The sequence below is a fragment of the Dyella halodurans genome, from assembly GCF_026283925.1.
Classification (GTDB): Bacteria; Pseudomonadota; Gammaproteobacteria; order Xanthomonadales; family Rhodanobacteraceae; genus Dyella; species Dyella halodurans.
The window spans coordinates 1-23480 of record NZ_JAPDPF010000014.1; the positions used below are offsets into that span (position 1 = coordinate 1).

Genomic DNA, 23480 nt, shown 5'->3' on the forward strand with positions numbered 1-23480 from the left:
CAACGGAGTGCTACCAGCTCTAGAGGCCATTTCTTTGGGTTACTTTTCTTTGGGCCAGCAAAGAAAAGTGACTCGGCTGCCGGCAGGCAGTCGAAACGCCCGCTGCGTAAGCGGCAAGCTGGCGATATCGCTTGGTTTTAGCGTGATCGCAAGCACCCGCCCCTCATCCCAACCTTCTCCCCGGAGGGGAGAAGGAGCAGAGCGGGTGGCGCGGGACTCACACAGGCGTGCCTGCGAGCGAACAGAAGAAGCGAGAGCTTACCCCGCCGCCGTCTGCGCCTTCAGCGCCCGCTTCGCTGCGCGCTTCTCCCTGCGCGCCGCCTTGCGAAGCTTGCGGTCGTAGTTCCACAGATAGATGGCCGGCGTGCTGAGCAGGGTCAGCAGCTGCGACACCAGCAGGCCGCCGACGATGGCCACGCCCAGCGGCTGGCGCATTTCGGAACCCACGCCGAAGCCAATCGCCAGCGGCAACGCGGCACCCATCGCGACCAGGGTGGTCATGGTGATCGGGCGGAAGCGCACCAGCGCCGCCTCGCGAATCGCTTCCGGTGGTGACAACCCGCGTTCGCGCTGGGCGACCAGGGCGAAGTCGACCATCAGGATCGCATTCTTTTTGACGATGCCGATCAGCATCAGGATCGCGATGATCGCCATCAGGGTGAGCTGGGTTTGCGTCACCAGCATCGCCAGGAACGCGCCCGCGCCCGCGGCCGGCAAGGTGGAGAGGATGGTGAGCGGATGGCCCAGGCTCTCGTAGAGGATGCCCAGCACGATGTACATGGCCACGATGGAGGCGAACAGCAAGACCATGCCGTTGGACTTGGCCTTCTGCAGGCGCTCGTTCTGGCCGGTGAATTCCACATGCACGCCAGCCGGCAGGCCCACGCCGATGGCGGTGTTCTCCACCAGCTTCACGCCGGCCTGCTGGTCGATCTTCGGCGCCAGGTTGTAATTGATGGTGGAGGCCTGGAACTGGTTGTGGTGGCGCACGCGCATCGGGCTGATATTGGGCTCGATATGCGCGACGGCCGACAGCGGAATCATGAGGCCTTGCGCATTGCGCACGCGCAGGTTGAGCAGCGCTTCCGGGCTCAGCGAGGCGGCCTGGTTGGAGGTAAGCACCACCCAGTACTGATTGATGTCCGAATAGATCAGCGATGCCTGGCGCTGGCCGAACGAATTGAGCAGGGCGGTATCGATATCACCCATGCTCACCTGCAGATGACTGGCTGCCTCGCGGTCCACCTTCATCAGCTGCTGCTTGCCGACCAGGTCGAAGTTGCTGCCGACGTCGCGAAACTCCTTGGTGTTGCGCATTTTCTGCACCATCTTCAGCGTCCATGGCTGCAGGTCCTCGCCATTGGTCGCGATCAGCTGGAATTCGTACTGGCCACCCTTGTCGCCGCTGCCGCCGCCGCCAAGGAACTGCACCAGGCTCAGGGACACCTTGATGCCTGACAGGGAGTCGTACTTTTTCGAAAGACGATCCATCACGACTTTCGCGCTGTCATGCCGATCGTTCGGACCACTACCACGCGCCTTCAGGTCCACGAACATGCTGCCAGCGTTGCCGACCGCGCCGGTGCCATCGTTGCTGCCCAAGGTCGTGAGCACGTCGAGTACGCCCGGGTCGGCCTTCATGATGTCGGCCGCGAGCTGTGCGCGTTCGCCCATCAACGTGGGCGAAATGTTCGCATCGGCGCGGATGTCGCCCTGGATCATGCCGATGTCTTCTTCCGGCATGAAGTTGCCGCCGGCGGTCTTGGCCACCGCGATGCCCAGGCCGACGGTGAGCAGCAACAGGATGAGCGGCTGCCAGCGCATCAGCCGGCGGTGGTGCATGGCCCAGTCCAGCGTACGCTCGTAGATGCGATGCAGATTGCGATCGAAGCGTTCCAGCGCCTGTTCGATGCGGCCTGGCGTGCGTTCGCCCGGTTGGTCCTGCTTGAGGAAATAGGCGCACAGCGCCGGCGTCAGGGTCAGCGAGACGAGGGCCGAGATGATCACCGCCACCGCCAGTGTCACCGAGAACTCGCGCAGCAGCATGATGATCAGGTTGTTGCCGAACAGCAGCGGCGCAAACACCGCGACCAGCGACAGCGTGATCGAGATGACGGTGAAGCCGATTTCGCGCACGCCGACGAGTGCCGCCGGCAGCGGCGCCTCGCCGTGCTCCATGTGGCGCACGATGTTCTCGATCACCACGATGGCATCGTCGACGACGAAGCCGATGCACAGCACCAGGGCCACCAGCGACAGCGTATTGAGCGTGTAGCCCAGCGCCAGCATCGCCACGAAGGCGCCGGCCAGCGACAGCGGAATGCTCAGTGTGGCGATAAGGGTCGGGCGCAGTCGGCGCAGGAACACCAGCATCACCAGCACCACCATCACCACGCTGATCATCAGCGCAACCTGAACTTCATGCAGGGCCGACTTGGTGGTCTGGGTGAGATCGAAGATCGGCGTGATCTGTACGTCCGCGGGCATCCACTGGCGGAACTCGGGCAGGCGCGCGCGAATCTCTTCCACTGTGGCCACGGCATTCGCTTCCGGGCGCTTGCTGATCTGCATGGCGACGGTGGTCTGGCCGTTGAACCACGCGCCCTGGTAGATATCCTGCTGGCCGCTGGTCACCTTGGCTATGTCGGACAGGCGCACCGGCGCGCCGTTGCGCTCGGCAATCAGCAGCTTGGCGAATTCCTCCGGTTCACGCAGTCCATCGTTCGCGGTCACCGTCATCTGGGTGCGGCCGTCGCTCAGGATGCCCTGGGGCGAGGTGACATTCGCCGCGACCAGTGCATTCCGGACGTCGTTCGCGGTCAGTCCCTTGGCCGCCAGCGCATTGGTATCCAGCTCCACCCGCACCGCATGCGGCGTGCCACCGAAGACCTGCACCTGAGCCACCCCGGGAATCTGCGAGACGGCCGGCTTCAGCAAGGTGTCGGTAAGGTCGTAGAGCTTGTCCGGCGGCAGGCTGGTGGAGGTCAGCGACACCAGCAGCACGGGAATCTGCGAGGTATCGAACTTGAAGTACTGCGGCGGGTTGGGCAGCACCGGCAGGTCGGCCTGGGCGGCATTGATCGCCGCCTGCACGTCACGGGCGGCCTTGTCGGCGCTGCGGTCGAAGTTGAAGCGAATCTGGATGGTGGCGGCGCCCTCGGTGGCATTGCCGTACATGTCCTCGACGCCGGGGATCTGGCCCAGGTGGCGCTCCAGCGGCGCGAGTACGGTAGAGGCCATGGTCTGCGCGCTGGCACCCGGTAGCGACGCCGTGATGAAGACGCCGGGAATCTCCAGCGACGGCAACGCCGCCACGCCAAGCAGGCCATAGGCGATCAGGCCCGCCAGCAGCAGGCCAAGCCCGAGCAGTGACGTGCCTACGGGGCGGCGAATCAGGGGCGCGAAGATGTTCACTCAGGTTTCCATACCGGTTAGAGGCTGCGCACAGCCTCATGGCTGCTGGGGAGGCGGCCATGGGGCGTTGAAGGCGTGCGTTCACGCACGTCGTAGGCGGAATACGCAGTCATGCTGCACTTTATGCCTGCGTTGACACGACACGCGAATGTGCCTGAAGTCGGTCCCTGCCGGAAGACAGGGGGGCGGGAAAATAAGGGAATGGGGGTGAGTAGCGAGGGCGTATGACCGAACGGAGAGGGGGCCCACAGGCCCTAGGCGAGGATCGTCAGCTAACCGCAAGTCTTGCGCAGCGGCCGGTGTCTGCGCCCTCACCACGCGCCCCGGACCCCTGCTCTTAACCGGCAGGCTCCAGTTTTCCCGCCAACGCCCGTTTCGCCGCACGCTTCGCCTTGCGCGCGGCCTTGCGCTCCTTGCGGTCGTAATTCCACAGGTAGATGGCGGGGGTGCTGAGCAGGGTCAGCAGCTGCGATACCAGCAGGCCGCCGACGATGGCCACGCCCAGCGGCTGGCGCATTTCCGAACCAATGCCAAAACCGATCGCCAGCGGCAGCGCCGCGCCCATCGCCACCAGGGTGGTCATGGTGATCGGGCGGAAGCGCACCAGGGCCGCCTCACGAATCGCTTCCGGCGGCGACAAGCCGTGTTCGCGCTGGGCGACGAGGGCGAAGTCGACCATCAGGATCGCGTTCTTCTTGACGATGCCGATCAGCATCAGGATCGCAATGATCGCCATCAGCGACAGCGAGAGGCCGGTCGCCAACATCGCCAGGAAGGCGCCGGCTCCCGCGGCCGGCAGGGTGGAAAGGATGGTAAGCGGATGACCAAGGCTCTCGTAGAGGATGCCCAGCACGATGTACATGGCCAGGATCGATCCGATCAGCAGCACGTTCGCGTTGCTGCGGGTTTCCTGCAGCTGCTGGTTGCCGCCGGTATAGCCGATCTGGATGCCGGCGGGCATGCGCGCATCCGCCACGATCTGCTCGATCAGCGCCATGGCCTTGTCCGTCGGCATGTTCTGCTCGGTGTTGTAGTAGATCTGGGTCGCTTCCAGCTGGTTGGTGTGGATGACCAGGGACGGCGAGACATTGGGCTCGATATGCGCCAGCGCTGACAGCGGCACCATATTGCCCTGCTCGCCGCGCACATAGGTGTTGAGCAGCGTAGCCAGACTGATCGAGTGCTCTGCCGACGAGGTCAGCACCACCCAGTACTGGTTGATGTCCGAATAGATGATCGAGACCTGGTTCTGGCCGAATGCGTTGTAGAGGGCCGAATCGATCAGGCCCATGTTCACCTGCAAGCGGCTTGCCGCGGCGCGGTCGACCTTCAGCATCTGCTGTTTGTCGATACTGTCGTAATCGGTGGTGACGTCGTGGAATTCCTTCCGTTTGCGCATCAATTGCGCGACCTTCAACGCCCACGGTTGCAGGTCGGTGTTGTTGCTGCTGACCAGCTCGAAGCTCTGGCTGCCACGGTTGCTGTCGTTGTTGTCGTTGAAGAAGCCGATGGAGTTCAGCGAGACGCGCAGTTCGGGCAATTTCTCGTAGGTCTTGGACAGGCGCGCGATGATGTCCTTGATCGGCTCTGAGCGTTGCCCCGGCCCGCTGCCCCGCGGTTTGAGATCCACGAACATGGTGGCCTGGTTGCCGACCGCGCCGCCGGCGTTGTCGCTGCCGAGGAAGGTGGTGACGTCGAGCACGGCGGGGTCAGCCTTCATGATCGCCGAGGCACGCTGGGCACGCTCGGCCATCAAGGTGGGCGAGATATTCGCATCGGCGCGAACATCGCCCTGGATCATGCCGATGTCTTCCGGCGGCATGAAATTGAAACCGAACAGCTTCACCACGCCGGTCGCCATCACCACGGTCAGCACCAGCAGGATGATCGGTTGCCAGCGCATCAGGCGACGATGCCGCATGGCCCAATCCAGCGCGCGTGCGTAGATGCGCTGCATGCCGAGGTCGAAGCGCTCGATGGTTCGCTCCAGGCGACCCGGCACGCGCGTGCCGCTCTCCTCCGCTGGCAGGAAGCGTCCGCACAGCGCAGGGGTTATCGACAAAGAGACGATCGCCGAGATCACCACGGCAGCCGTCAGCGTCACCGAGAACTCGCGCAGCAGCAGGGTGAACTGGTTGTTGCCGAACAACAGCGGGGCGAACACGGCAATCAGCGACAAGGTGATCGAGACCACCGTAAAGCCGATCTCCTTCACGCCGACCAGCGCTGCCTCCAAGGGCGGCGCGCCTTTTTCCATATGACGGACGATGTTCTCGATCACCACGATCGCATCGTCGACCACGAAGCCGATGCACAGCACCAGCGCAATCAGCGACAGCGTGTTGAGCGTATAGCCCAGGGTCCACATCACCGCGAAGGCGCCCGCCAGCGATAGCGGCACGCTCAGCATGGCAATCAGCATCGGGCCGATGCGGCGCAGGAACACCAGCATCACCAGGGCCACCATCAGCACGCTCAGCATCAAGGCCACCTGCACTTCGTGGAGGGCGGACTTGGTGGTCTGGGTAAGGTCGAAGATCGGCGTGATCTGCAGGTCAGCGGGCAGCCAGGCGCGCATCTGCGGCAGCTTGGCGCGCACCGCATCGGCGGTCGCCACGGCGTTTGCTTCGGGGCGCTTGGCGATGCGGATCGCCACCGAGCGATGGTTGTTGAACCAGGCCGCCTGGTACTCATCCTGCTGGCCGCTGACCACGTGCGCGACATCGGACAACCGCACCGGTGCGCCATTCTTGCTGATCGCGATCAGCAGGTTGCCGAATTCTTCCGGGTTGTGCAGCGCATCGTTGGCCGTCACGGTCATCTGCGTGCGACCGTCGCTCAGCGTGCCTTGCGGGGAAGTCACGTTGGCGGCGCGCAACGCATTGGCCACGTCGTTCGCCGTCAGCCCCTTGGCGGCGAGCGCGACGGTATTGAGCTCCACCCGCACGGCCCGCGGTCGTCCACCGATGACGCGCACCTGCGCCACACCGGGAATTTGCGCGAGCGCCGGATTGATCAGGGTGTCGGCGAGGTCGTAGAGCTTGTCCGGCGGCACTGTCTCAGAGGTAAGCGAGAGCAGCAGGACCGGAATATTGGCGGTGTTGAATTTGTAGTAACGGGGCGGCACCGTCATGCTCGACGGCAGGTCGACCCGGGCCGCATTGATCGCCGCCTGCACGTCGCGCGCCAGCTTGTCGGTGTTGTTGCCGAAGTTGAACAGGATGCGGATCGAGGTCGAGCCGTCGTTGCTCTCCGAATGCATCTCCTTGATGCCGGGTATGCGGCCAAGGTGGCGTTCCAGCGGTGCGGCCACGGTCGACGCCATGGTTTGCGCATTGGCGCCCGGCACCTCGGTGTAGACCACCATGCCGGGGAATTCGATCGCCGGCAGCGCCGCCACGCCAAGCAACAGGTAGGCCCACAAGCCTGCCAGGGCGAGGCCGAGCGCGAGCAGCGAAGTGCCGATCGGGCGACGTATCAATGGCGCGAAAAGGTTCACGGGCATCCTGACCGTTGTCGTCGACGCGCCCCTGTCGCACCGACTTGCGGGACGCGTACGCGTGCCCTCGGTCGCCTTTATGCACGCAATCGTGTGACGGCGAATGTGCCGTAAGGAATGGATGATCTGGCATCGACATCCCGGCGTAAGCCGGGATGTCGATGGTTCTGCTTGCCGGCACCCGTGAGGTGCCGGCAGGGCCGATCAACGCGTCGACGGGTTATAGCGCAGCGTCAGGAACCAGGTGCGCCCCGGCTGGTTGAAGTAGTAGACCGTCTCGTAGTTGCGATCGAACACGTTGGCCAGTTTGGCCTCGATGCGCCAGTTGGGCAGGAACGCGTAGCTCGCGCGCAGGTCGGTGGTGGTGTAACCGCCGAGGCGATGCTGGTTGGCCAGGTCGTCATACGCCTTGCCGGAGGCAAAGAAGGTGGCGCCAATGGCGAAGGCATCAAAACGGCGATCCAGGTCGACGCGCGCCGTCTGCTCCGGACGTCGCGGCAGCAGGTTGCCGTCATAGGGGCTCGCCGTGCTCTTGGGCTGCTGCAGGGTGAGGTAGCTCTGCACCTGCCAACCGTCGAGATTCGCGCCCAGCTGGCCTTCAACGCCGCGGATGCGCGCCTGGCTGATGTTCTGCGGCACGAAGTTGCTATCCAGCGCGATCAGGTCGTCGATCTTGGTCTGGTAGACATTCACCGCCCAGTTCCACAGCTCCTGCTTCTGGCTCAGGCCCAGTTCGCCGGAGCGCGACTTCTCCGGTTTGAGGTTGGGATTGCCCAGGCCGTAGGGGTAGTAGATGTCATTGAAAGTCGGCGCGTGGAAGGCCGTGCCGTAGCTGGCCGACAGGCGCAAGTCGTGATCGAAGCTGTAGCCCCATGCCAGTGCACCGGTGTTGTGGTTGCCGAACTGATCATTGTGATCATGGCGCGCCGATGCCTGCACTTCGTTGCGACCGAAGGTGCCCATGTACTGCGCATAGACGCCGGTGTCCTCGCGCCTGCTGTTGAGGTAGCCGGTGTCGCTGTTGATGTATTCCTGCTGATAGTCGACGCCAGCCGTCAGCAGCTGGTTGGTGTCCAGGGTGATGTCGTTCTGCCACGAGGCCTGGTTGCGGCGCGAGTCGGCATAGCCGCTGGGCGTGCGCGGGTAATACGTCTGCGTGCCCGCGAAGATGTCGTTGTAGACTCCCTGGAAGTAGGTCGACGAATCGTCCCTGCTCTGGCCGGCATTGAGCGTCACCTTCCAGGCGTCGAGCGGGGTGAAGCTCAGGCGTGCGCCGGAGACGATCTGCTGGTTGACCGCCTGGTTGCCGCTGTAGGGGCTGCCGGCGTATTCGACGAAGCTCTTGCTGCGCAGCCACGTTGCCGACAGTTCGGTGCCGTTGTCCCAGCGATAGCCGCCGTTGGCCATGCCGTTCCAGTTGCGGAAGGCATTGTCGCCCGGCTGGTCGACGAAGCAGCCGGCGCCCGCCTCCGCCGCGCCGGCACGGCAGGCCGGGATACCGCTGGTGTACTGGCCGCCGAGACCCACGTTGAACCAGGAATGCGAGTCACCGCCGGACAGGCCGGCATGGCCGTCCATGTAGCTATGACTGCCGGCCGACACGCTGAGCGACGGCGAGAGCTTGCCGTCCTGCTGGCCATGGCGGGTGAAGATCTGGATCACGCCGCCGATCGCATCGGCGCCGTACAGGCTGGAACGCGGACCGCGCACGATCTCGATGCGCTCGATCTGGTCGACCGGAATCTGTTCGAATGCCGGCAGGCCTGCACCCACTGCGCCGATGCGCACGCCATCGATCAGCACCAGCACATGGGTGGAATTGGTGCCGCGCAGGAACAGCGAACTCTGCTGGCCCAGGCCACCGGTCTGGGTAAAGGTCACGCCCGGCAAGCCGACCAGCAGGTCGTGCACCGAGGCCGGCTGCAGCCGCTCGATATCCGCACGGGTGATCACGGTGACCGAGGAAAGCGCCTCGTCCGTGGTGATCGAGGTGCGCGTGGCGGTGACGATCACGGTGGACAGTGACTGCGGCGCGTTCGTATCGGCGGCCTGCGCGGCCATCGTGCACGACAGCAACGCGGCTGCCAGCAGAGTCTTGTTCATGCGGTTCCTTGTGGCCGCGCACCCGCGCGCGACACCTGACTTCCAGAGGTCGGACGGTCACAGGGGGAGCAGAACGGCGGGCAGGCAGGAGGCGCCATGACACGACGTCCGGCCTCGCCCACCGCGAGCCATCCGTTACGTGTCGGGCCGGTCTCCGGGCTTGCGAGCGGCATGCATCCGCTGCATGCACCGTCGGGCGCCTTCCCGTGCCGAGGCACAGTGGCATGTCGCCGTCAGGTTCGAATCACGCGCTTACCGTTGCGGGGGCAGCGCCGGAATGGCTGCGTTGGCAGCGTGCACCGGCTTCCCGTTTCATCCTGTGGAGGTACGCCGCAGGACACCCGAACAAACACAATTTTAAGGTTATCCCCGGCCAGCAGCAACCAAGCCCCGCTTCAGTCGGTCTGCAGCTCAGCCACGAAGTCGTAGATATCGCCGCGATACCACGAGGTGGTGAACTCCACCACGCGGCCGTCATCGAGAAAGCTGCGCCGCTCGATATTCAGGCCGGCGCTGCCCACCGGCACGTGTAGCAGGCGGGCCTGCTGGGCGCCAAGCGAGACGGCGCGCAGCCGTTGCAGGGCGCGGCGCGGGCGGCAACCCAGGGTTTCCAGCACCTGGTAGAGCGAGTCGTGCACCACCATCGGATCCGGCAGGATGCTGGCGGGCACCACGCTGCGCTCGATCGCCAGCGGTTCTTCCTTCGCATAGCGCACGCGATGCAGGCGCGCCACCAACACGCCAGGCGACAGGTTCAGCGCCATCGATTCTTCCGGCGTCACCTCGCCCACGCCTCTTTCGAAGAACTCCGAACGCGGGTTGAGGCCGCGTGCGCGCAAGTCTTCGGTAAAGCTGGTGAGCCGCGACATCGGCTTGATGATGCGTTCGGCCACGAAGGTACCGGCGCCGTGGCGCTGGTTCAGCAGGCCTTCCTCGACCAGGCCGGCGATGGCCTTGCGGATCGTCACGCGGGACAGCTCCAGCAGGCGCGACAGGTCGCGCTCGCTGGGCAAGGCCTGGCCCGGCTCGATATCGCGGTGTTCCACCACGTTGCGGATCGCCCGGCGCAGGCGCAGGTAGGCGAGCGGTTGGCTGGTGGCCGGGTCTCGGCTCAGGCGGCGGTATTCATTGACCAGGGCGGTTTCCATGGTGGAACGATACCAATGACCATACCAGTATGGCAATCGGGTGATTTGGCGGGACTTTCCGGGCTTACCAATTTTCGATAAGAACCGTTACGCCAGGCGGGTTCGCGCGGTGTCACGGAGAACTGGTGTTACCTGGTATGTCACTGGTACGATCCCTAGGCACCGCACGGGCCCAGTGCCTTGTGCCCGCTCCCCGCATCGCCTTTGAGGTGACTGAAGTGACTGCTTCTCCCCTGCCGGTCGAGCCGTTCGACCTGGTGATTTTTGGCGGAACCGGCGACCTCGCCGTTCGCAAGCTGCTGCCCGCCCTGTACCACCGTTTCGTCGATGGCCAGATCCCCGCTTCCAGCCGCATCATCGGCATCGCCCGCGAAGGCCTGGATGACGACGGTTACCGTGCCTCGCTGCGCAAGGCGCTGCAGGAAGGCGGTGGCAACGCGGCCAAGATCGAGGCCTTCCTGGGCCAGGTGGGCTATCGCTCGCTCGATGCGCGCAAGGACGACGGCTGGGATGCGTTCGCAGCGTTGATCGGCGAGCAGCCCGAGCACATCCGCGTGTTCTATCTCTCCACCTCGCCGGAATTGTTCGTCGACATCTGCAATCGCCTAGGTTCCTATGGGCTGAACAAGGGCCGCGCCCGGGTGGTGCTGGAAAAGCCGATCGGCCGCGACCTGGCCAGCGCCAACCAGATCAACGACGCCGTCGGCCACGTCTTCGAGGAATCGCAGACCTTCCGCATCGACCATTACCTCGGCAAGGAAACGGTGCAGAACCTGCTCGCCTTGCGCTTCGGCAATGTGCTGTTCGAACCGCTGTGGAATGCCGAACACATCGACCACGTGCAGATCACCGTGGCCGAGACGCTCGGCGTCGGCCAGCGCAGCGCGTATTACGACCGCGCCGGCGCGCTGCGCGACATGGTGCAGAACCATATTCTGCAGCTGCTGTGCATGGTGGCGATGGAGCCGCCCTCGTCGCTGCAACCGGATGCGGTGCGCGACGAAAAGCTCAAGGTGCTTCGTTCGCTCAAGCCGATCGACGAGAGCAATGCCGCCCAGCTCACCGTGCGCGGCCAGTACCGCGCTGGTGCGGCGGAAGGCCAGAGCGTGCCGGGTTACCTCGACGAGCTCGCCAGCGGCAAGTCCAACACCGAGACCTTCGTGGCGCTGAAGGCCGAGATCGCCAACTGGCGCTGGGCCGGCGTGCCGTTCTACCTGCGCACCGGCAAGCGTCTGCCTGAGCGCGTGTCGGAAATCGCCGTGGTGTTCAAGGCGGTGCCGCATTCCATCTTCGATCCGGCGGCTGGCGTACTTGCGCAGAATCGCCTGGTGCTGCGGCTGCAGCCGGACGAAGACATCAAGCTGTGGCTCACCATCAAGCATCCGGGTCCGGGTGGCCTGCGCCTGCGCCACGTGCCGCTGGACATGAGTTTTGCCGAAGCCTTCGGCGTGCAGCAGCCCGACGCGTATGAGCGCCTGCTGCTCGACGTGGTGCGCGGCAACCCCACCTTGTTCATGCGTCGCGACGAAGTGGAAGCGGCCTGGCAGTGGGCCGATCCCATTCTTGCCGCATGGGCGGACAGCGGCGAGACGCCGCGTCCGTACACCTCGGGCACCTGGGGTCCCAGCGCTGCCGTCGCGCTGATCGAGCGCGATGGCCGCACCTGGAACGAGGAAAGTGAGTAATCCGCTCACCGCAACCCGCCACCGTGACGCGAGGGTGATTCACCTGAGCGTCGCGGGGCCCTGCCTAGACTTTCAAGGATTCTTGTACGGCGGGGCATGCGTGAGTTCACCGCGAAGCCCCACCCTGCCTACGCCATGTCTCTCATGTCGAACCTAATCACGCATAGCTTCACCGACAACCAGGCCTTGGCCGTTGCGCTGGCCGAACAGCTCGCCGCGCGTCTGCGCGAAGGCATCGCCGAACGCGGCAGGGCGCTGCTCGCCGTTTCCGGCGGCAGCACGCCCCGTCACCTGTTCGAGCGGCTGTCGCGCGAGGCGCTGGATTGGTCGAAGGTCCAGGTCACCCTCGTCGACGAGCGCTGGGTGCCGGAGAGCAACGAACGCTCCAACGCGGGCATGCTGAAGGCGACCCTGCTGCAGCACGCGGCGTCGGCAGCGCAGTTCGTACCCCTGTATGCCGATGCGCCGACGCCGGAAGCCGGGCTCGCCACGGTACGTGCACGGATGGCGTCGCTGGCGCTGCCGTTCGATGCCGTCGTGCTCGGCATGGGCAACGATGGACATACCGCCTCGTTCTTTCCCGGCGGCGATCGTTTGCCCGAAGCGCTGGATCCGAACAATCCGGTGCACGTGCTGCCCATGCGTGCGGCCGGCGCCGGTGAACCCCGCATCACCTTCACGCTATCCGCCCTGCTCGACACGCGCGCGCTCTATCTGCACATCGAGGGCGAAGCCAAGCGCGAGCTGCTGGCCCATGCCCGCCAGGGCGTGGGCGAGGCCGCGAATTATCCGGTGCGCGCCGTGCTGACCCAGCAACGCGTGCCCGTCGCCGTGTATTGGTGCCCCTGAGGCATTGGCGGAACCCTTCAGTAGTCGGCGCGCCATGGCGTGCGCCGCATGACTTATCCGGAGTTTGATCATGAACGTGCTTCACCCCGTGGTTGCCGAAGTCACCGAGCGTTTGCGCGAGCGCAGCCGCGACTCGCGTGCCGCCTACCTGCGTCGCATCGATGCGGCGAAGGGTTCCGGCACGCATCGCGAGCGCCTTTCCTGCGGCAATCTCGCGCATGGCTTCGCCGCCTGCGAGGGCTCGGACAAGGCACGCCTGCGCGAAGGCCACACGCCCAACCTCGCCATCATCAACGCCTACAACGACATGTTGTCGGCGCACCAACCGTACGAACGCTATCCCGAACTGATTCGCCAAGTCGCACGCGAAGCCGGCATCACCGCGCAGATGGCGGGCGGCGTGCCGGCGATGTGCGATGGCGTGACCCAGGGGCGTGCCGGCATGGAGTTGTCGCTGTTCTCGCGCGACCTGATTGCCATGGCGACCGCCGTCTCGCTGTCGCACGACATGTTCGATGCGGCGCTCTACCTCGGCATCTGCGACAAGATCGTGCCCGGCCTGCTGATCGGTGCGCTGAGCTTTGGTCACCTGCCCGGCATCTTCATTCCCAGCGGCCCGATGCCCAGCGGCATCAGCAACGAAGAGAAGTCGAAAGTGCGCCAGGCCTATGCCGAGGGCAAGGCCACCCGCGCCGAACTGCTTGAGGCCGAAGCCGCCGCTTATCACGCGGCCGGCACCTGCACGTTCTATGGCACCGCCAACTCCAACCAGATGCTGATGGAGATCATGGGCCTGCACCTGCCGGGCGCCAGCTTCGTGGCGCCGGACACGCCGCTGCGCGACGCGCTTACGCGCGAGGCCGTGCATCGCGTGGCCGAGCTCAGCGAGCCCGGTTCCTCGCATCTGCCGCTGGGCCACATCATCGATGAGCGCGCCATCATCAACGGTGTGATCGGGCTGCACGCGACCGGCGGTTCCACCAACCACCTGTTGCACCTGGTGGCGATTGCGCGTGCCGCGGGCGTCGAGTTGCGCTGGGACGATTTCGATGCGCTGTCGTCGGTGATTCCGTTGCTGGCGCGCGTGTATCCGAACGGCTACGCCGACGTGAACCAGTTCCACGAAGCCGGCGGCATGGGCTTCCTGATCGACCAGCTGCTGAGCCAGGGCCTGCTGCATGGCGACGCGCGCACGGTGTTCGGCACCGGTCTGGACGGCTATACGCAGGTGCCGCAGCTGGATGCCGACGGCAAGCTGGCGTGGAAGCCCGTCTCCAAGGAAAGCGGCAATCGCGGTGTATTGCGCGGTGTCGCCGAACCGTTCCGCGCCGATGGCGGCCTGCGCATGTTGAGCGGCAACCTGGGTCGCGCCGTGATCAAGGTGTCGTCGGTGCCTGACGATCGCCTGGTGATCGAGGCGCCCGCCATCGTGTTCCACGACCAGGACGACGTGCGCAAGGCGTTCGAGCGCGGCGAGCTGAATCGCGACTTTGTCGCCGTGGTGCGTTTCCAGGGCCCGCAGGCGAACGGCATGCCGGAGCTGCACAAGCTGACCCCGACCCTCGCCGTGCTGCAGGACCGCGGCCATCGCATCGCCCTGCTTACCGACGGCCGCATGTCGGGTGCGTCCGGCCGCGTGCCGGCCGCCATCCATGTGACGCCGGAGGCCAAGGCCGACGGCGCCATTGCGCGTATTCGCGACGGCGACATCGTCCGCCTTGACGCCGTGCACGGGCAACTGGACGTGCTGGTGGAAGCGATCGAGTTCGCCTCGCGCGTGCCGGCCACGGCCGATCTGACCACGCACGCATTCGGCATGGGGCGCGAGCTGTTCGGCATCTTCCGCCAGGCAGCGACCACCGCCGACCTCGGCGCTGGCGTGCTGTAACGCCAGGCTCGCCTACCGACCCTCTTCGACATCACGGAACGCCATGAGCATCGAACAAAAGCAAAAGCAGATCGAAGCCACCCTGCGCCTGGCGCCGGTGGTGCCGGTGGTCATCATCCATGACGCCCGCGCCGCCGTGCCGATGGCGCGCGCCCTGGTCGCCGGTGGCGTGCCCGCCATCGAGGTGACCTTGCGCACGCCGGCCGCGCTGGACGCGATCCGCGCCATCGCCGAAGAAGTGGAAGGTGCCATGGTCGGCGTCGGCACCGTGCTGAGCGCGAAGGACCTGCGCGCGGCGCACAAGGCCGGTGCCCGCTTTGCGGTATCACCCGGCGTGTCGCCAGGTCTGCTCGACGCAGCCGACGACAGCGACTTGCCACTGCTGCCCGGCGTGGCCACGGCAGGCGAGGCCATGACCTTGCTGGAACGTGGCTACCACCACCTGAAATTCTTCCCGGCCGTGCCGGCTGGCGGCCACAAGCTGCTCGGCGCCTGGGCCAGCCCGCTGCCGCAGATCCGCTTCTGCCCGACCGGCGGCATCAGCCTGACCAACGCCCAGGACTTCCTCACGCTGCCGAACGTGCTCTGCGTCGGCGGCTCGTGGCTGACGCCAGCGGACAAGCTGGAAAGCGGCGATTGGGCCGGCATCGAGCGGCTGGCGCGCGAGGCGGCGGCCCTGCGCGGCGCGTAGTTATAGTTATTGCCGGCTACCGTCGCTTTACAGCGACTAGCCGTTGTACGCAGCCGTGCTCGTGGTGGACGAGACGCGGCGCGAGGCGGCAACGTCGGGCGGACGTCCTGCAACAGAGCAACGCCATGACGCAGGCATGCGTCGCCACCAGCGGTGCCGGGATCGGCGTCGTTCCCGCGCTGCGCGATGGTCTGCACAAGAGCGGAACCTTCAAGGTGATCAACGCATTGCGTTGATCGAAGTGGGACGCCTGATCGGTATCGAGGCTGCGGCTTCACGACGGCGTAATGTGACTTCGGCACACTGAAGCACCGGGAGGCGCTGGCGTCGGCGGAACCATGCCAGCCTCGCCTGCCCACACGAATACCGTGCTCGGAAAGATATCGGGAGTACACGCGGTTTCGATACCGCGTGCACGTATACGTCCCACCAACGTTGGCCGCGGGCCGCGGTGACGGCCGCACCGACTGACTGTTTCGATATCGAGGTCTACGTTATGGACGCTGTCACGCAGTTGTCACGCAACCTGGACATCAACACGAAGGTCTCGCGCGTCTGGGAGAAGCGCACCGAAGTCGCACAGAAACAGTTCGACGAACGCGTAAACAGCGCGCTGGGTCGCAACGGCGGCGCCAGCTCAGGCGAGGCCTCGGGCGGAGCATGGCCGACGCCGTGGGACACGTGGTCTTACGCCATCGACATGGCCCAACGTTCGGTGATGTTCTGGGATACGTTGCGTGATCGTGGCTCGGAGTTCGTCAAGCGAACCGCCGGAAAGCCGCAGCCGGTGCTGCATTTCGACTACGAGTACATTCTCGATGGCCGTGAGTTCGCAAGGCCCGTCAACTACGCCCTGCTGAAGATCAGGCCGCCTGAGGGCGTGACGGTGGATGCCCGCAAGCGCCCCTATCTGATCATCGATCCGCGTGCCGGCCATGGCCCGGGCATTGGCGGCTTCAAAGACGATTCGCAGGTGGGGGTCGCGCTGCGCGCCGGCCACCAGGTCTACTTCGTCATTTTCTTCCCCGATCCCGAACCCGACCAGACCATGCTCGACGTTTGCGCCGCCGAGCAGGAATTCGTGCGGAAAGTGCGTTCCCTGCATCCCGACAGCGGGAAACCGGTGCTCATCGGCAACTGCCAGGGCGGCTGGGCGGCCATGATGATCGCCACCACGGACCCTGACGACACCGGTCCGATCGTCATCAATGGCGCGCCCATGTCGTACTGGAGCGGCGCGTGGAGCGAGGGCGAGGGCGATAACCCGATGCGCTATTCGGGCGGCATCCTTGGCGGGACCTGGCTTGCTTCGTTCACCGCGGATCTGGGCGACGGCAAGTTCGACGGCGCGCACCTGGTGCAGAACTTCGAGAATCTGAACCCCGCGAACACGTTCTGGGACAAGTACTACCACCTGTTCAGCAACATCGACACCGAGCCTCCGCGGTATCTCGACTTTGAACGCTGGTGGGGCACTTACTACCTGATGAATCGCGAGGAGATCGAGTGGATCACGCGCAATCTGTTCGTCGGCAACAAGCTGTGGTCGGGCGAGGTCAAAGGGACCACGGGCAAGGCGCTCGACCTGCGCGACATTCGTTCGCCGATCATCCTGTTCGCTTCGCTGGGCGACAACATCACGCCACCGCAACAAGCCTTCAACTGGGTGGCGGACCTGTACGGCAGCACCGATGAAATCAAGGCGCGCGGCCAGGTGATCGTCGGCCTGATGCACCAGAGCATCGGCCATCTCGGCATCTTTGTGTCGGGCAAGGTGGCCAAGAAGGAACACGCGCAGATTGTCTCGGTGCTCGAAGCCATCGAATCGTTCACGCCCGGTCTGTACAGCATGTCGATCACCGACCACGAGGGCGCGGACGGGAAGATCGAATACGAAGTCGAGTTTCGCGAGCATCAGCTGGAAGAAATCGCGGCCCACTTCAACCGCTTCAAGCGCGATGACGAAAAGCCCTTCCAGGCCGTGGCCGAACTCTCCGAGTTCAACCAGCAGGCGTATGAACTGTTCGCGCAGCCGTTCGTGCAGTCGATGTCCAACGAGATGTCGGCACACCTGCTGCGCGCGTTCCATCCGCTGCGATTCCAGCGCTGGGCGTTTTCGGACCACAACCCGTGGCTTGCGTGGCTGCCGTCGGCGGCCAGTGCAGTCAAGAACCACCGCCAGGCCGCGAAAGCGGACAATCCGTGGCGCAGGATCGAGCAGGTCGGCTCTGAAATGATCAGCGCCTCGCTGGATTACTACCGGGCCGTGCGCGATGCCGGCACGGAGGCCACCTTCTTCACGATCTACGCCAACCTGTTCTCGAAGTTTCTGGCCGATCATCATCGTGCACGTGAAGATGTGGCGCTACCCGCCACGGAGGCGCGCGATCAACCGTACGTCAGGGAAGCGCTCGCGGCGATCCAGGAAGGCGGTTACACCGAAGCCCTTGCGCGCGCGGCGGCGTTGCTCGCGCGCCAAAACGAGCCGTTGCCGCTGTCCCGCCTGTTCACGCGTAAAGAGCTCGCACAGGCGTATGCGGATTACCTGCCGGACCTGCCGCCCGATCAGTGGCGGCGAATCCGCGGCGAGCAGGAGATCATCGTCAGGCATGAACCGGTGCAGGCCATCGCAACGCTGCCCTTGCTCCTCGGCGACAAGGGCGACCGCGAGCGGTTCCTCACCCTGTTTGGCCACTTGTTGACCGACGAACGCGTGCTGGGCACCCGCCCAACCGAGGCTCAACGGGTCATGTTCGAACGCATCCGCACGATGCTGGCGAAGCATGCCGTACGCGAGCAGCCTGTCGAGGCGCCGGTGCATCCGTAGCTGCCGTTGCCCCGACGGGGTCGTCGTCTGAAAGGAGCGTCGATGGAAGCGAAACATGCCAAGTACGAACGGCTGATCGACCACTGCAGGGCCTTGCCGCCGATGCCAACCGCGGTCGCGCATCCCTGCGATGCGAGTTCGCTCGCGGGAGCCATCGAAGCGGCGCAGAACGGGCTGATCACGCCGATCCTCGTCGGACCGCGGGCGCGCATCGAGTCCGCTGCTGCGGAGGCGGGCCTTTCGATTGCCGCCTATCAGCTGGTCGATGCGCCCTACAGCCATGCCGCGGCGGCTGCCGCCGTGCAGCTGGTGCGCGAAGGTAAGGCCGATGCGTTGATGAAGGGCAGCCTGCATACCGACGAGCTGATGAGCGCGGTGGTCAGTCGTGATGCTGGGCTGCGCACCGCGCGGCGCATCAGCCACTGCTTTGTGATGGACGTGCCGCAGCATGACCACGCGCTGATCATCACCGACGCCGCGGTCAATATCGCGCCGACGCTCGAAGTCAAAATGGACATCCTGCAGAATGCGATCGATCTCGGTCATGCCCTGCGTTTTCCGGAAGTGCGCGTGGCGATCCTGTCGGCGATGGAAACCGTCAGCCCAAAAGTGCCGTCGACGATCGAGGCCGCTGCGCTGTGCAAGATGGTCGATCGCCACCAGGTGACAGGGGCGCTGGTCGACGGCCCGCTCGCCCTGGACAACGCGATCAACCTCGAAGCGGCGCGGATCAAGCAGATTGATTCGCGGGTGGCCGGGCGCGCCAACGTGCTGATGGCACCCGACCTCGAATCGGGCAACATGCTGGCGAAGAGCCTGTCGTTCCTGGCCGGCGCCGACGCGGCGGGCGTCGTGCTGGGTGCACGCGTGCCGATCATCCTGACCAGCCGCGCCGATACGGTGATGGCACGGCTCGCTTCGTGCGCGGTGGCCGCACTGGTGGCGCTCGCCAAGCGAGAGAGCGCCAAGGTGATGGAGTAGCGCCATGGCGGACATCATCCTGGTGCTGAACGCCGGATCGTCCAGCATCAAGTTCCGCGCCTTCGGCGTGCATGGCAAGGCGCTGGATCTGGTCGTGCGCGGGCAGGTCGACGGGCTGCATACGGCGCCGCGCTTCACGGCCGTCGATAGCACGGGCGAGAAGACGTCAAAAGACTGGGGTGCGGGCTTCGGACTGGATCACGAGGGTGCGATCGAGCACATCGGCGGCTTTCTGCGCAGTCACGGCGAAGGCCATCGCCTGATCGCCGTTGGCCACCGCGTCGTGCATGGCGGGCAGACGTATGCGGGGCCGGTTAGGGTGACACCGGTCGTGCTGGACGAGCTCGAAAAGCTGGTGCCGCTTGCACCGCTGCACCAACCGCACAACCTGGCCCCGATGCGCATCATTGCGCGAAACCGGCCGGAGATTCCGCAAGTGGCCTGCTTCGACACGGCGTTTCACCGCACGACGCCGGAAGTCGCCCAGGCCTATGCACTCCCCCCGTCCATTACGGAACAGGGAGTGCGACGCTACGGCTTTCATGGCCTCTCGTACGAGTACATCGCCAGCGTGCTGCCGCAGTTCGCGCCGGCTGCGGCAGCAGGCCGCACCGTCGTCGCCCATCTCGGCAATGGCGCGAGCATGTGCGCGATCGTGGCCGGCAGGAGCGTGGCCAGCACGATGGGCTTCACGGCCGTCGACGGCCTGCCGATGGGCACGCGTTGTGGCAACCTCGACCCGGGCGTGATTCTTTACCTGATGGCTGCCCTGAAGATGGACAGGCAGGCGATCGAAGACCTGATCTATCGGCAGTCGGGTCTGCTGGGGGTATCGGGAGTGTCGAGCGACATGCGCGTGCTGCTCGAAAGCCCCGAACCCCGCGCGCATTTCGCCATCGATATCTACACCTATCGGATCGGCCGCGAATTGGGTTCTCTTGCGGCGGCCATGCAGGGCATCGACGCCCTGGTCCTTACGGCCGGTGTGGGCGAGAACGCCGTGTCGATCCGCGAGCGCATCGTGCGCGATGCCGCCTGGCTCGGGCTTGAGCTCGATCCGGTCGCGAACCAGTCGGGCGGCCCCTGCATCAGCACGGCGTCGAGCAAGGTGCCAGTGTGGGTCATTCCCGCCAATGAAGAACTCATGATCGGCCAACACACGCTTGCGGCGATCGGAACAACGGCGTCATGAAGCGGTTGCACCCATGAAACTGCCTTGAAGGAGTCCTTTCATGACCATCGACCCGCCGCGAATGATCCTGAACGATGCGAAAGCGCTCGTAACGGGTATCGCCAACGGGCATTCCATTGCCTACGGATGCGCGAAGGCATTTCACGAACTTGGCGCGAAGCTCGCGATCACCTATGCGAACGACAAGGCCAAACCCTATGTCGAGCCGCTCGCGACAGCGCTGCAGGCACCCATCCTGATGCCGCTCGACGCTTCCCGGCCCGGCGAGCTGGAAGCCGTGTTCGAGCGGATCGACAAAGAATGGGGCGGCCTCGACATCCTGGTGCATTCTATCGCGTGGGCGCCGAAGGACGACCTGCAAGGTGGCCTGCTGCAGTGTTCGAGCGAAGGCTTCGCGAGCGCGATGGACATTTCCTGCCACTCGTTTGTGCGGATGGCCCGCCTGGCCGCACCCTTGATGAAAAACGGCGGCACTATGCTGACGATGAGCTATTACGGCGCCAACAAGGTGGTGGCGAACTACAACGTGATGGGCCCGGTCAAGGCCGCGCTCGAAGCCTGCGCGCGCTACCTTGCGTATGAACTGGGGCCGCAGGGCATCCGTGTCCACGCCATCTCGCCAGGGCCGCTCAAGACGCGGGCCGCATCGGGCCTGAAGGATTTCGACCTCCTGCTTACCCAGGCCGCCGAACGGGCACCGCTCGGTGAGCTGGTCGACATCATGGACGTCGGCTTTACCTGCGCGTTTCTGGCAACGCCCTATGCCCGGCGCCTGTCGGGCGAAACGCTGTATGTCGATGGCGGCGTCAACATCATGGCCTGACCAGCGAAAGCAAGGAACCGGGAGGCCGATCTCCCGGTCGACCGGCGCGCAGGAACCCGGGAGGACGGTATATGAGCCTTAGCGGCGTTCGGGAGGCAGGTCGCGCAGCCGCATGGCCAAGGCAGCGTGTTGGGCAAGGTCCACCGGCTTGTAGGTGACCTTGCCGGTCGCGGGATAGTTGGCCAGGGTATTGCCGTTATGCCAGTCCTGCGCGGGGCGGATCGGACGCGCAGTAAAGCCGCCGCCGCAGTTCGGGCAGACGTTGTGCAGCAGTTCGGCGCAGTCGCGGCAGTACGTGCATTCGAACGAGCAGATCATGGCCTCGGTCGATGCAGGCGGCAGGGCCTTGTTGCACTGCTCGCAGGTAGGGCGCAGTTCCAGCATGAAGTTTCCTCGGGTGAAGGCAGCCGCATGATCTCACCGACGGCCACGCCGGCGCAGCGGCGTCAGTCAGTGCCATCGAGCGGGAAGCGGTAGCGCAGCTTGCTCGACTCGGTGGCGCCCAGGCGGCGATAAAAGCGTATCGCATCCCTGTTCCACGACGGCGTCTGCCACTGCACCTCATGGCATCCGTGGGTGAGCGCAAAAGCGCGCAGCGTCTCCCACAGTTGCCACCCGATCGCGCGGCCACGCCAGCCCTCGCGCACGAACAGGCAGTCCATGTGCAGATAGCTGGCGCCATCGAGCGTGGAGAAATCCACCGTGGCGCTGGCGTAAGCGACGGCTTCCTTACCCACTTGTGCAATCCATGCGTGAAGTCGGGGCGGCATGTCGTCGAGCGCGGCCGCCAGCGCGTCCATCCGCTGGTCGGCCGGATGGGGCAGGCGCTCGTAAGCGGCATGTTCCGCGCACAGCACCCGCAGGGCTTCCACATCGGCGGCACCGGCCCGGTTCACCACCAGCGCGTCGTCCATGTCAGCCGCCGCGCTCCAGCCCGAACCCTTCGTCCAGCCAGCCGGTCAGCCCGCCGATCATTTCTTTCACCGGACGTCCCAGCTGCGCCAGCTTCACGGCCGCCTTGTTGGCGCCATTGCAGTGGGGGCCGGCGCAATACACCACGAACAGCGTATCGGTCGGGTATTCGGCCAGGCGCTGCTCGCACAGCATGCGCGTGGGCAGGTTGATCGCGCCGGGTACATGGCCGGCGGCAAACAGCGTGGGCGTACGCACATCCAGCAGGACGAAGTCCCTGCTCTCGTGGTTGCTCGCGTAGTACACGTCGGCGCAATCGGTTTCGTAGCCGAGGCGGGCCTGGAAGTGCGCCAGCGCAGCGGTGCTGGCGGCGGCGGGAACTCGCTGTACGACACTGCTCATGATCGGCTCCGTGGGTTGGGACGGCGCCAGTATCGGCACTGGCGCGCGAGGCCGGAATTGGCAAGAATGACAACCACCATGAAGAAACCGCCAAAGCGTTTCCGTCGCCCCAAGGGCCCTGCAAACAGGGACGTGGCCGTACTCGTCTACGACGGCCTGTGCACGTTCGAGTTCGGCATTGCGGTGGAAATGTTCGGTTTGCCGCGACCGGAGCACGACGACTGGTATCGGTTCGGCCTGTGTGCGGTCGACGACGGCCCCATGCGTGCCGCCGGCGGCATGCGCGTGCTGGCCGACCAGGGCCTGGAGGGCATCGCGCGCGCGGGTACGGTGATCGTGCCCGGTTGGCGCGGCATCGACTCGCCGCCGCCGGCCGCCCTGCTCGACGCATTGCGCAGGGCGCATGCGCGCGGTGCGCGGCTGCTGTCGTTCTGCTCAGGCGTGTTCGTGCTGGCCGCTACCGGCCTGCTGGATGGCCGCCAGGCCACTACGCATTGGCGCTATGCGCAGGCGCTGGCCGAGCGCTTCCCGCGCATCCAGGTCGAACCGGATGTGCTGTATGTCGATGCCGGCGACCTGCTCACCTCCGCCGGCAGCGCCGCCGCGCTGGATCTGTCCCTGCACCTGATTCGCCGGGACTACGGCCCGGAGGTCGCCAACGCGGTGGCCCGTCGCGCCGTGGTGCCGGCGCACCGCGACGGCGGGCAGGCGCAGTTCATCCAGTCGCCGCTGCCCGAACAGGGCGCGGCGCTGGGCAAGCTGCTGGAATGGATGCGCCGCCACCTGGATCAGTCGCTGCCGCTGTCCTTGCTGGCCGAGCGGGCGCGCATGAGCGAGCGCACCTTGCTGCGGCGCTTCGAAGAAGCCACCGGCTGCTCGCCCAAGCAGTGGCTGACCCATGAGCGACTGGGCCGCGCACGCGAGTTGCTGGAAGGCAGCGACATGGCGGTGGAACGCGTTGCCGACGTGTGCGGCTTCGGCAGTGCGGATACCCTACGCCACCACTTCCGGCGCAGCCTGAAGCTGAGTCCGGCACGTTACCGCGAGCGCTTTGCCCACCAATGAC

Annotated in this window: 16 protein-coding genes and 1 riboswitch; of the genes, 9 read left to right on the forward strand and 7 right to left on the reverse strand. The window is 65.4% G+C overall.

Features of this window, described 5'->3' with window-relative positions:
• Nucleotides 1–258: 258 nt before the first annotated feature.
• The 4 genes from OUZ49_RS19850 to OUZ49_RS19865 all read right to left on the reverse strand — a co-directional run bounded on the left by OUZ49_RS19850 (nucleotide 259) and on the right by OUZ49_RS19865 (nucleotide 10164).
• Complete coding sequence (locus tag OUZ49_RS19850; protein ID WP_266152352.1) at nucleotides 259–3414, reverse strand: efflux RND transporter permease subunit; 3156 nt, start codon at nucleotides 3412–3414, stop codon at nucleotides 259–261.
• 337 nt (nucleotides 3415–3751) lie between these two features.
• Complete coding sequence (locus tag OUZ49_RS19855; protein WP_266152353.1) at nucleotides 3752–6913, reverse strand: efflux RND transporter permease subunit; 3162 nt, start codon at nucleotides 6911–6913, stop codon at nucleotides 3752–3754.
• A gap of 204 nt (nucleotides 6914–7117) precedes the next feature.
• Nucleotides 7118–9016, reverse strand: coding sequence for a TonB-dependent vitamin B12 receptor (gene btuB / locus OUZ49_RS19860; RefSeq protein ID WP_266152354.1), 1899 nt, complete (start codon nucleotides 9014–9016; stop codon nucleotides 7118–7120).
• Nucleotides 9017–9144: 128 nt separating this feature from the next.
• Nucleotides 9145–9376, reverse strand: a riboswitch (cobalamin riboswitch).
• A gap of 35 nt (nucleotides 9377–9411) precedes the next feature.
• The gene (locus tag OUZ49_RS19865) at nucleotides 9412–10164 is read right to left on the reverse strand and encodes a GntR family transcriptional regulator (protein WP_266152355.1); all 753 of its coding nucleotides are present in this window, start codon (nucleotides 10162–10164) and stop codon (nucleotides 9412–9414) included.
• A gap of 218 nt (nucleotides 10165–10382) precedes the next feature.
• On the opposite strand from OUZ49_RS19865, the gene zwf reads away from it, so the two are divergent.
• From zwf to fabI, 8 genes are all read left to right on the forward strand, one after another.
• Entirely contained in the window at nucleotides 10383–11849 is a 1467-nt protein-coding gene (gene zwf / locus OUZ49_RS19870) for a glucose-6-phosphate dehydrogenase (protein WP_266152356.1), read from the forward strand.
• 144 nt (nucleotides 11850–11993) lie between these two features.
• Nucleotides 11994–12698 carry a 6-phosphogluconolactonase gene (gene pgl / locus OUZ49_RS19875; RefSeq protein WP_380003426.1) on the forward strand — a complete coding sequence of 235 codons (705 nt, stop codon included), beginning with the start codon at nucleotides 11994–11996 and terminating at the stop codon, nucleotides 12696–12698.
• A gap of 70 nt (nucleotides 12699–12768) precedes the next feature.
• Complete coding sequence (edd, locus tag OUZ49_RS19880) at nucleotides 12769–14586, forward strand: phosphogluconate dehydratase (protein ID WP_266152358.1); 1818 nt, start codon at nucleotides 12769–12771, stop codon at nucleotides 14584–14586.
• Nucleotides 14587–14629: 43 nt separating this feature from the next.
• A complete protein-coding gene (locus OUZ49_RS19885; RefSeq protein ID WP_266152359.1) occupies nucleotides 14630–15277 on the forward strand; it encodes a bifunctional 4-hydroxy-2-oxoglutarate aldolase/2-dehydro-3-deoxy-phosphogluconate aldolase in 648 nt (215 codons plus the stop codon).
• A 496-nt stretch (nucleotides 15278–15773) separates the two neighbouring features.
• On the forward strand, nucleotides 15774–18104 hold the full coding sequence (locus OUZ49_RS19890; RefSeq protein ID WP_266152360.1) for a DUF3141 domain-containing protein: 2331 nt from the start codon (nucleotides 15774–15776) through the stop codon (nucleotides 18102–18104).
• A 42-nt stretch (nucleotides 18105–18146) separates the two neighbouring features.
• Entirely contained in the window at nucleotides 18147–19085 is a 939-nt protein-coding gene (locus OUZ49_RS19895) for a phosphate acetyltransferase (protein ID WP_266152361.1), read from the forward strand.
• A gap of 4 nt (nucleotides 19086–19089) precedes the next feature.
• Nucleotides 19090–20277, forward strand: a complete 1188-nt coding sequence (locus OUZ49_RS19900; RefSeq protein WP_266152362.1) for an acetate/propionate family kinase — start codon at nucleotides 19090–19092, stop codon at nucleotides 20275–20277.
• 40 nt (nucleotides 20278–20317) lie between these two features.
• Complete coding sequence (gene fabI / locus OUZ49_RS19905) at nucleotides 20318–21100, forward strand: enoyl-ACP reductase FabI (RefSeq protein WP_266152363.1); 783 nt, start codon at nucleotides 20318–20320, stop codon at nucleotides 21098–21100.
• Nucleotides 21101–21178: 78 nt separating this feature from the next.
• On the opposite strand, the gene OUZ49_RS19910 is transcribed toward fabI, so the two are convergent.
• The 3 genes from OUZ49_RS19910 to OUZ49_RS19920 form a co-directional block, all read right to left on the reverse strand.
• Nucleotides 21179–21484 (reverse strand): DUF1272 domain-containing protein, encoded by a 306-nt coding sequence (locus OUZ49_RS19910; protein WP_266152364.1) that lies wholly within the window; start codon nucleotides 21482–21484, stop codon nucleotides 21179–21181.
• A 62-nt stretch (nucleotides 21485–21546) separates the two neighbouring features.
• Nucleotides 21547–22014 (reverse strand): GNAT family N-acetyltransferase, encoded by a 468-nt coding sequence (locus tag OUZ49_RS19915; RefSeq protein WP_266152365.1) that lies wholly within the window; start codon nucleotides 22012–22014, stop codon nucleotides 21547–21549.
• 1 nt (nucleotide 22015) lies between these two features.
• Nucleotides 22016–22414 (reverse strand): rhodanese-like domain-containing protein, encoded by a 399-nt coding sequence (locus OUZ49_RS19920; RefSeq protein ID WP_266152366.1) that lies wholly within the window; start codon nucleotides 22412–22414, stop codon nucleotides 22016–22018.
• A 78-nt stretch (nucleotides 22415–22492) separates the two neighbouring features.
• Between OUZ49_RS19920 and ftrA the strand changes: the two genes are divergently transcribed.
• A complete protein-coding gene (ftrA, locus tag OUZ49_RS19925) occupies nucleotides 22493–23479 on the forward strand; it encodes a transcriptional regulator FtrA (protein WP_266152367.1) in 987 nt (328 codons plus the stop codon).
• Nucleotide 23480 lies beyond the last annotated feature (1 nt).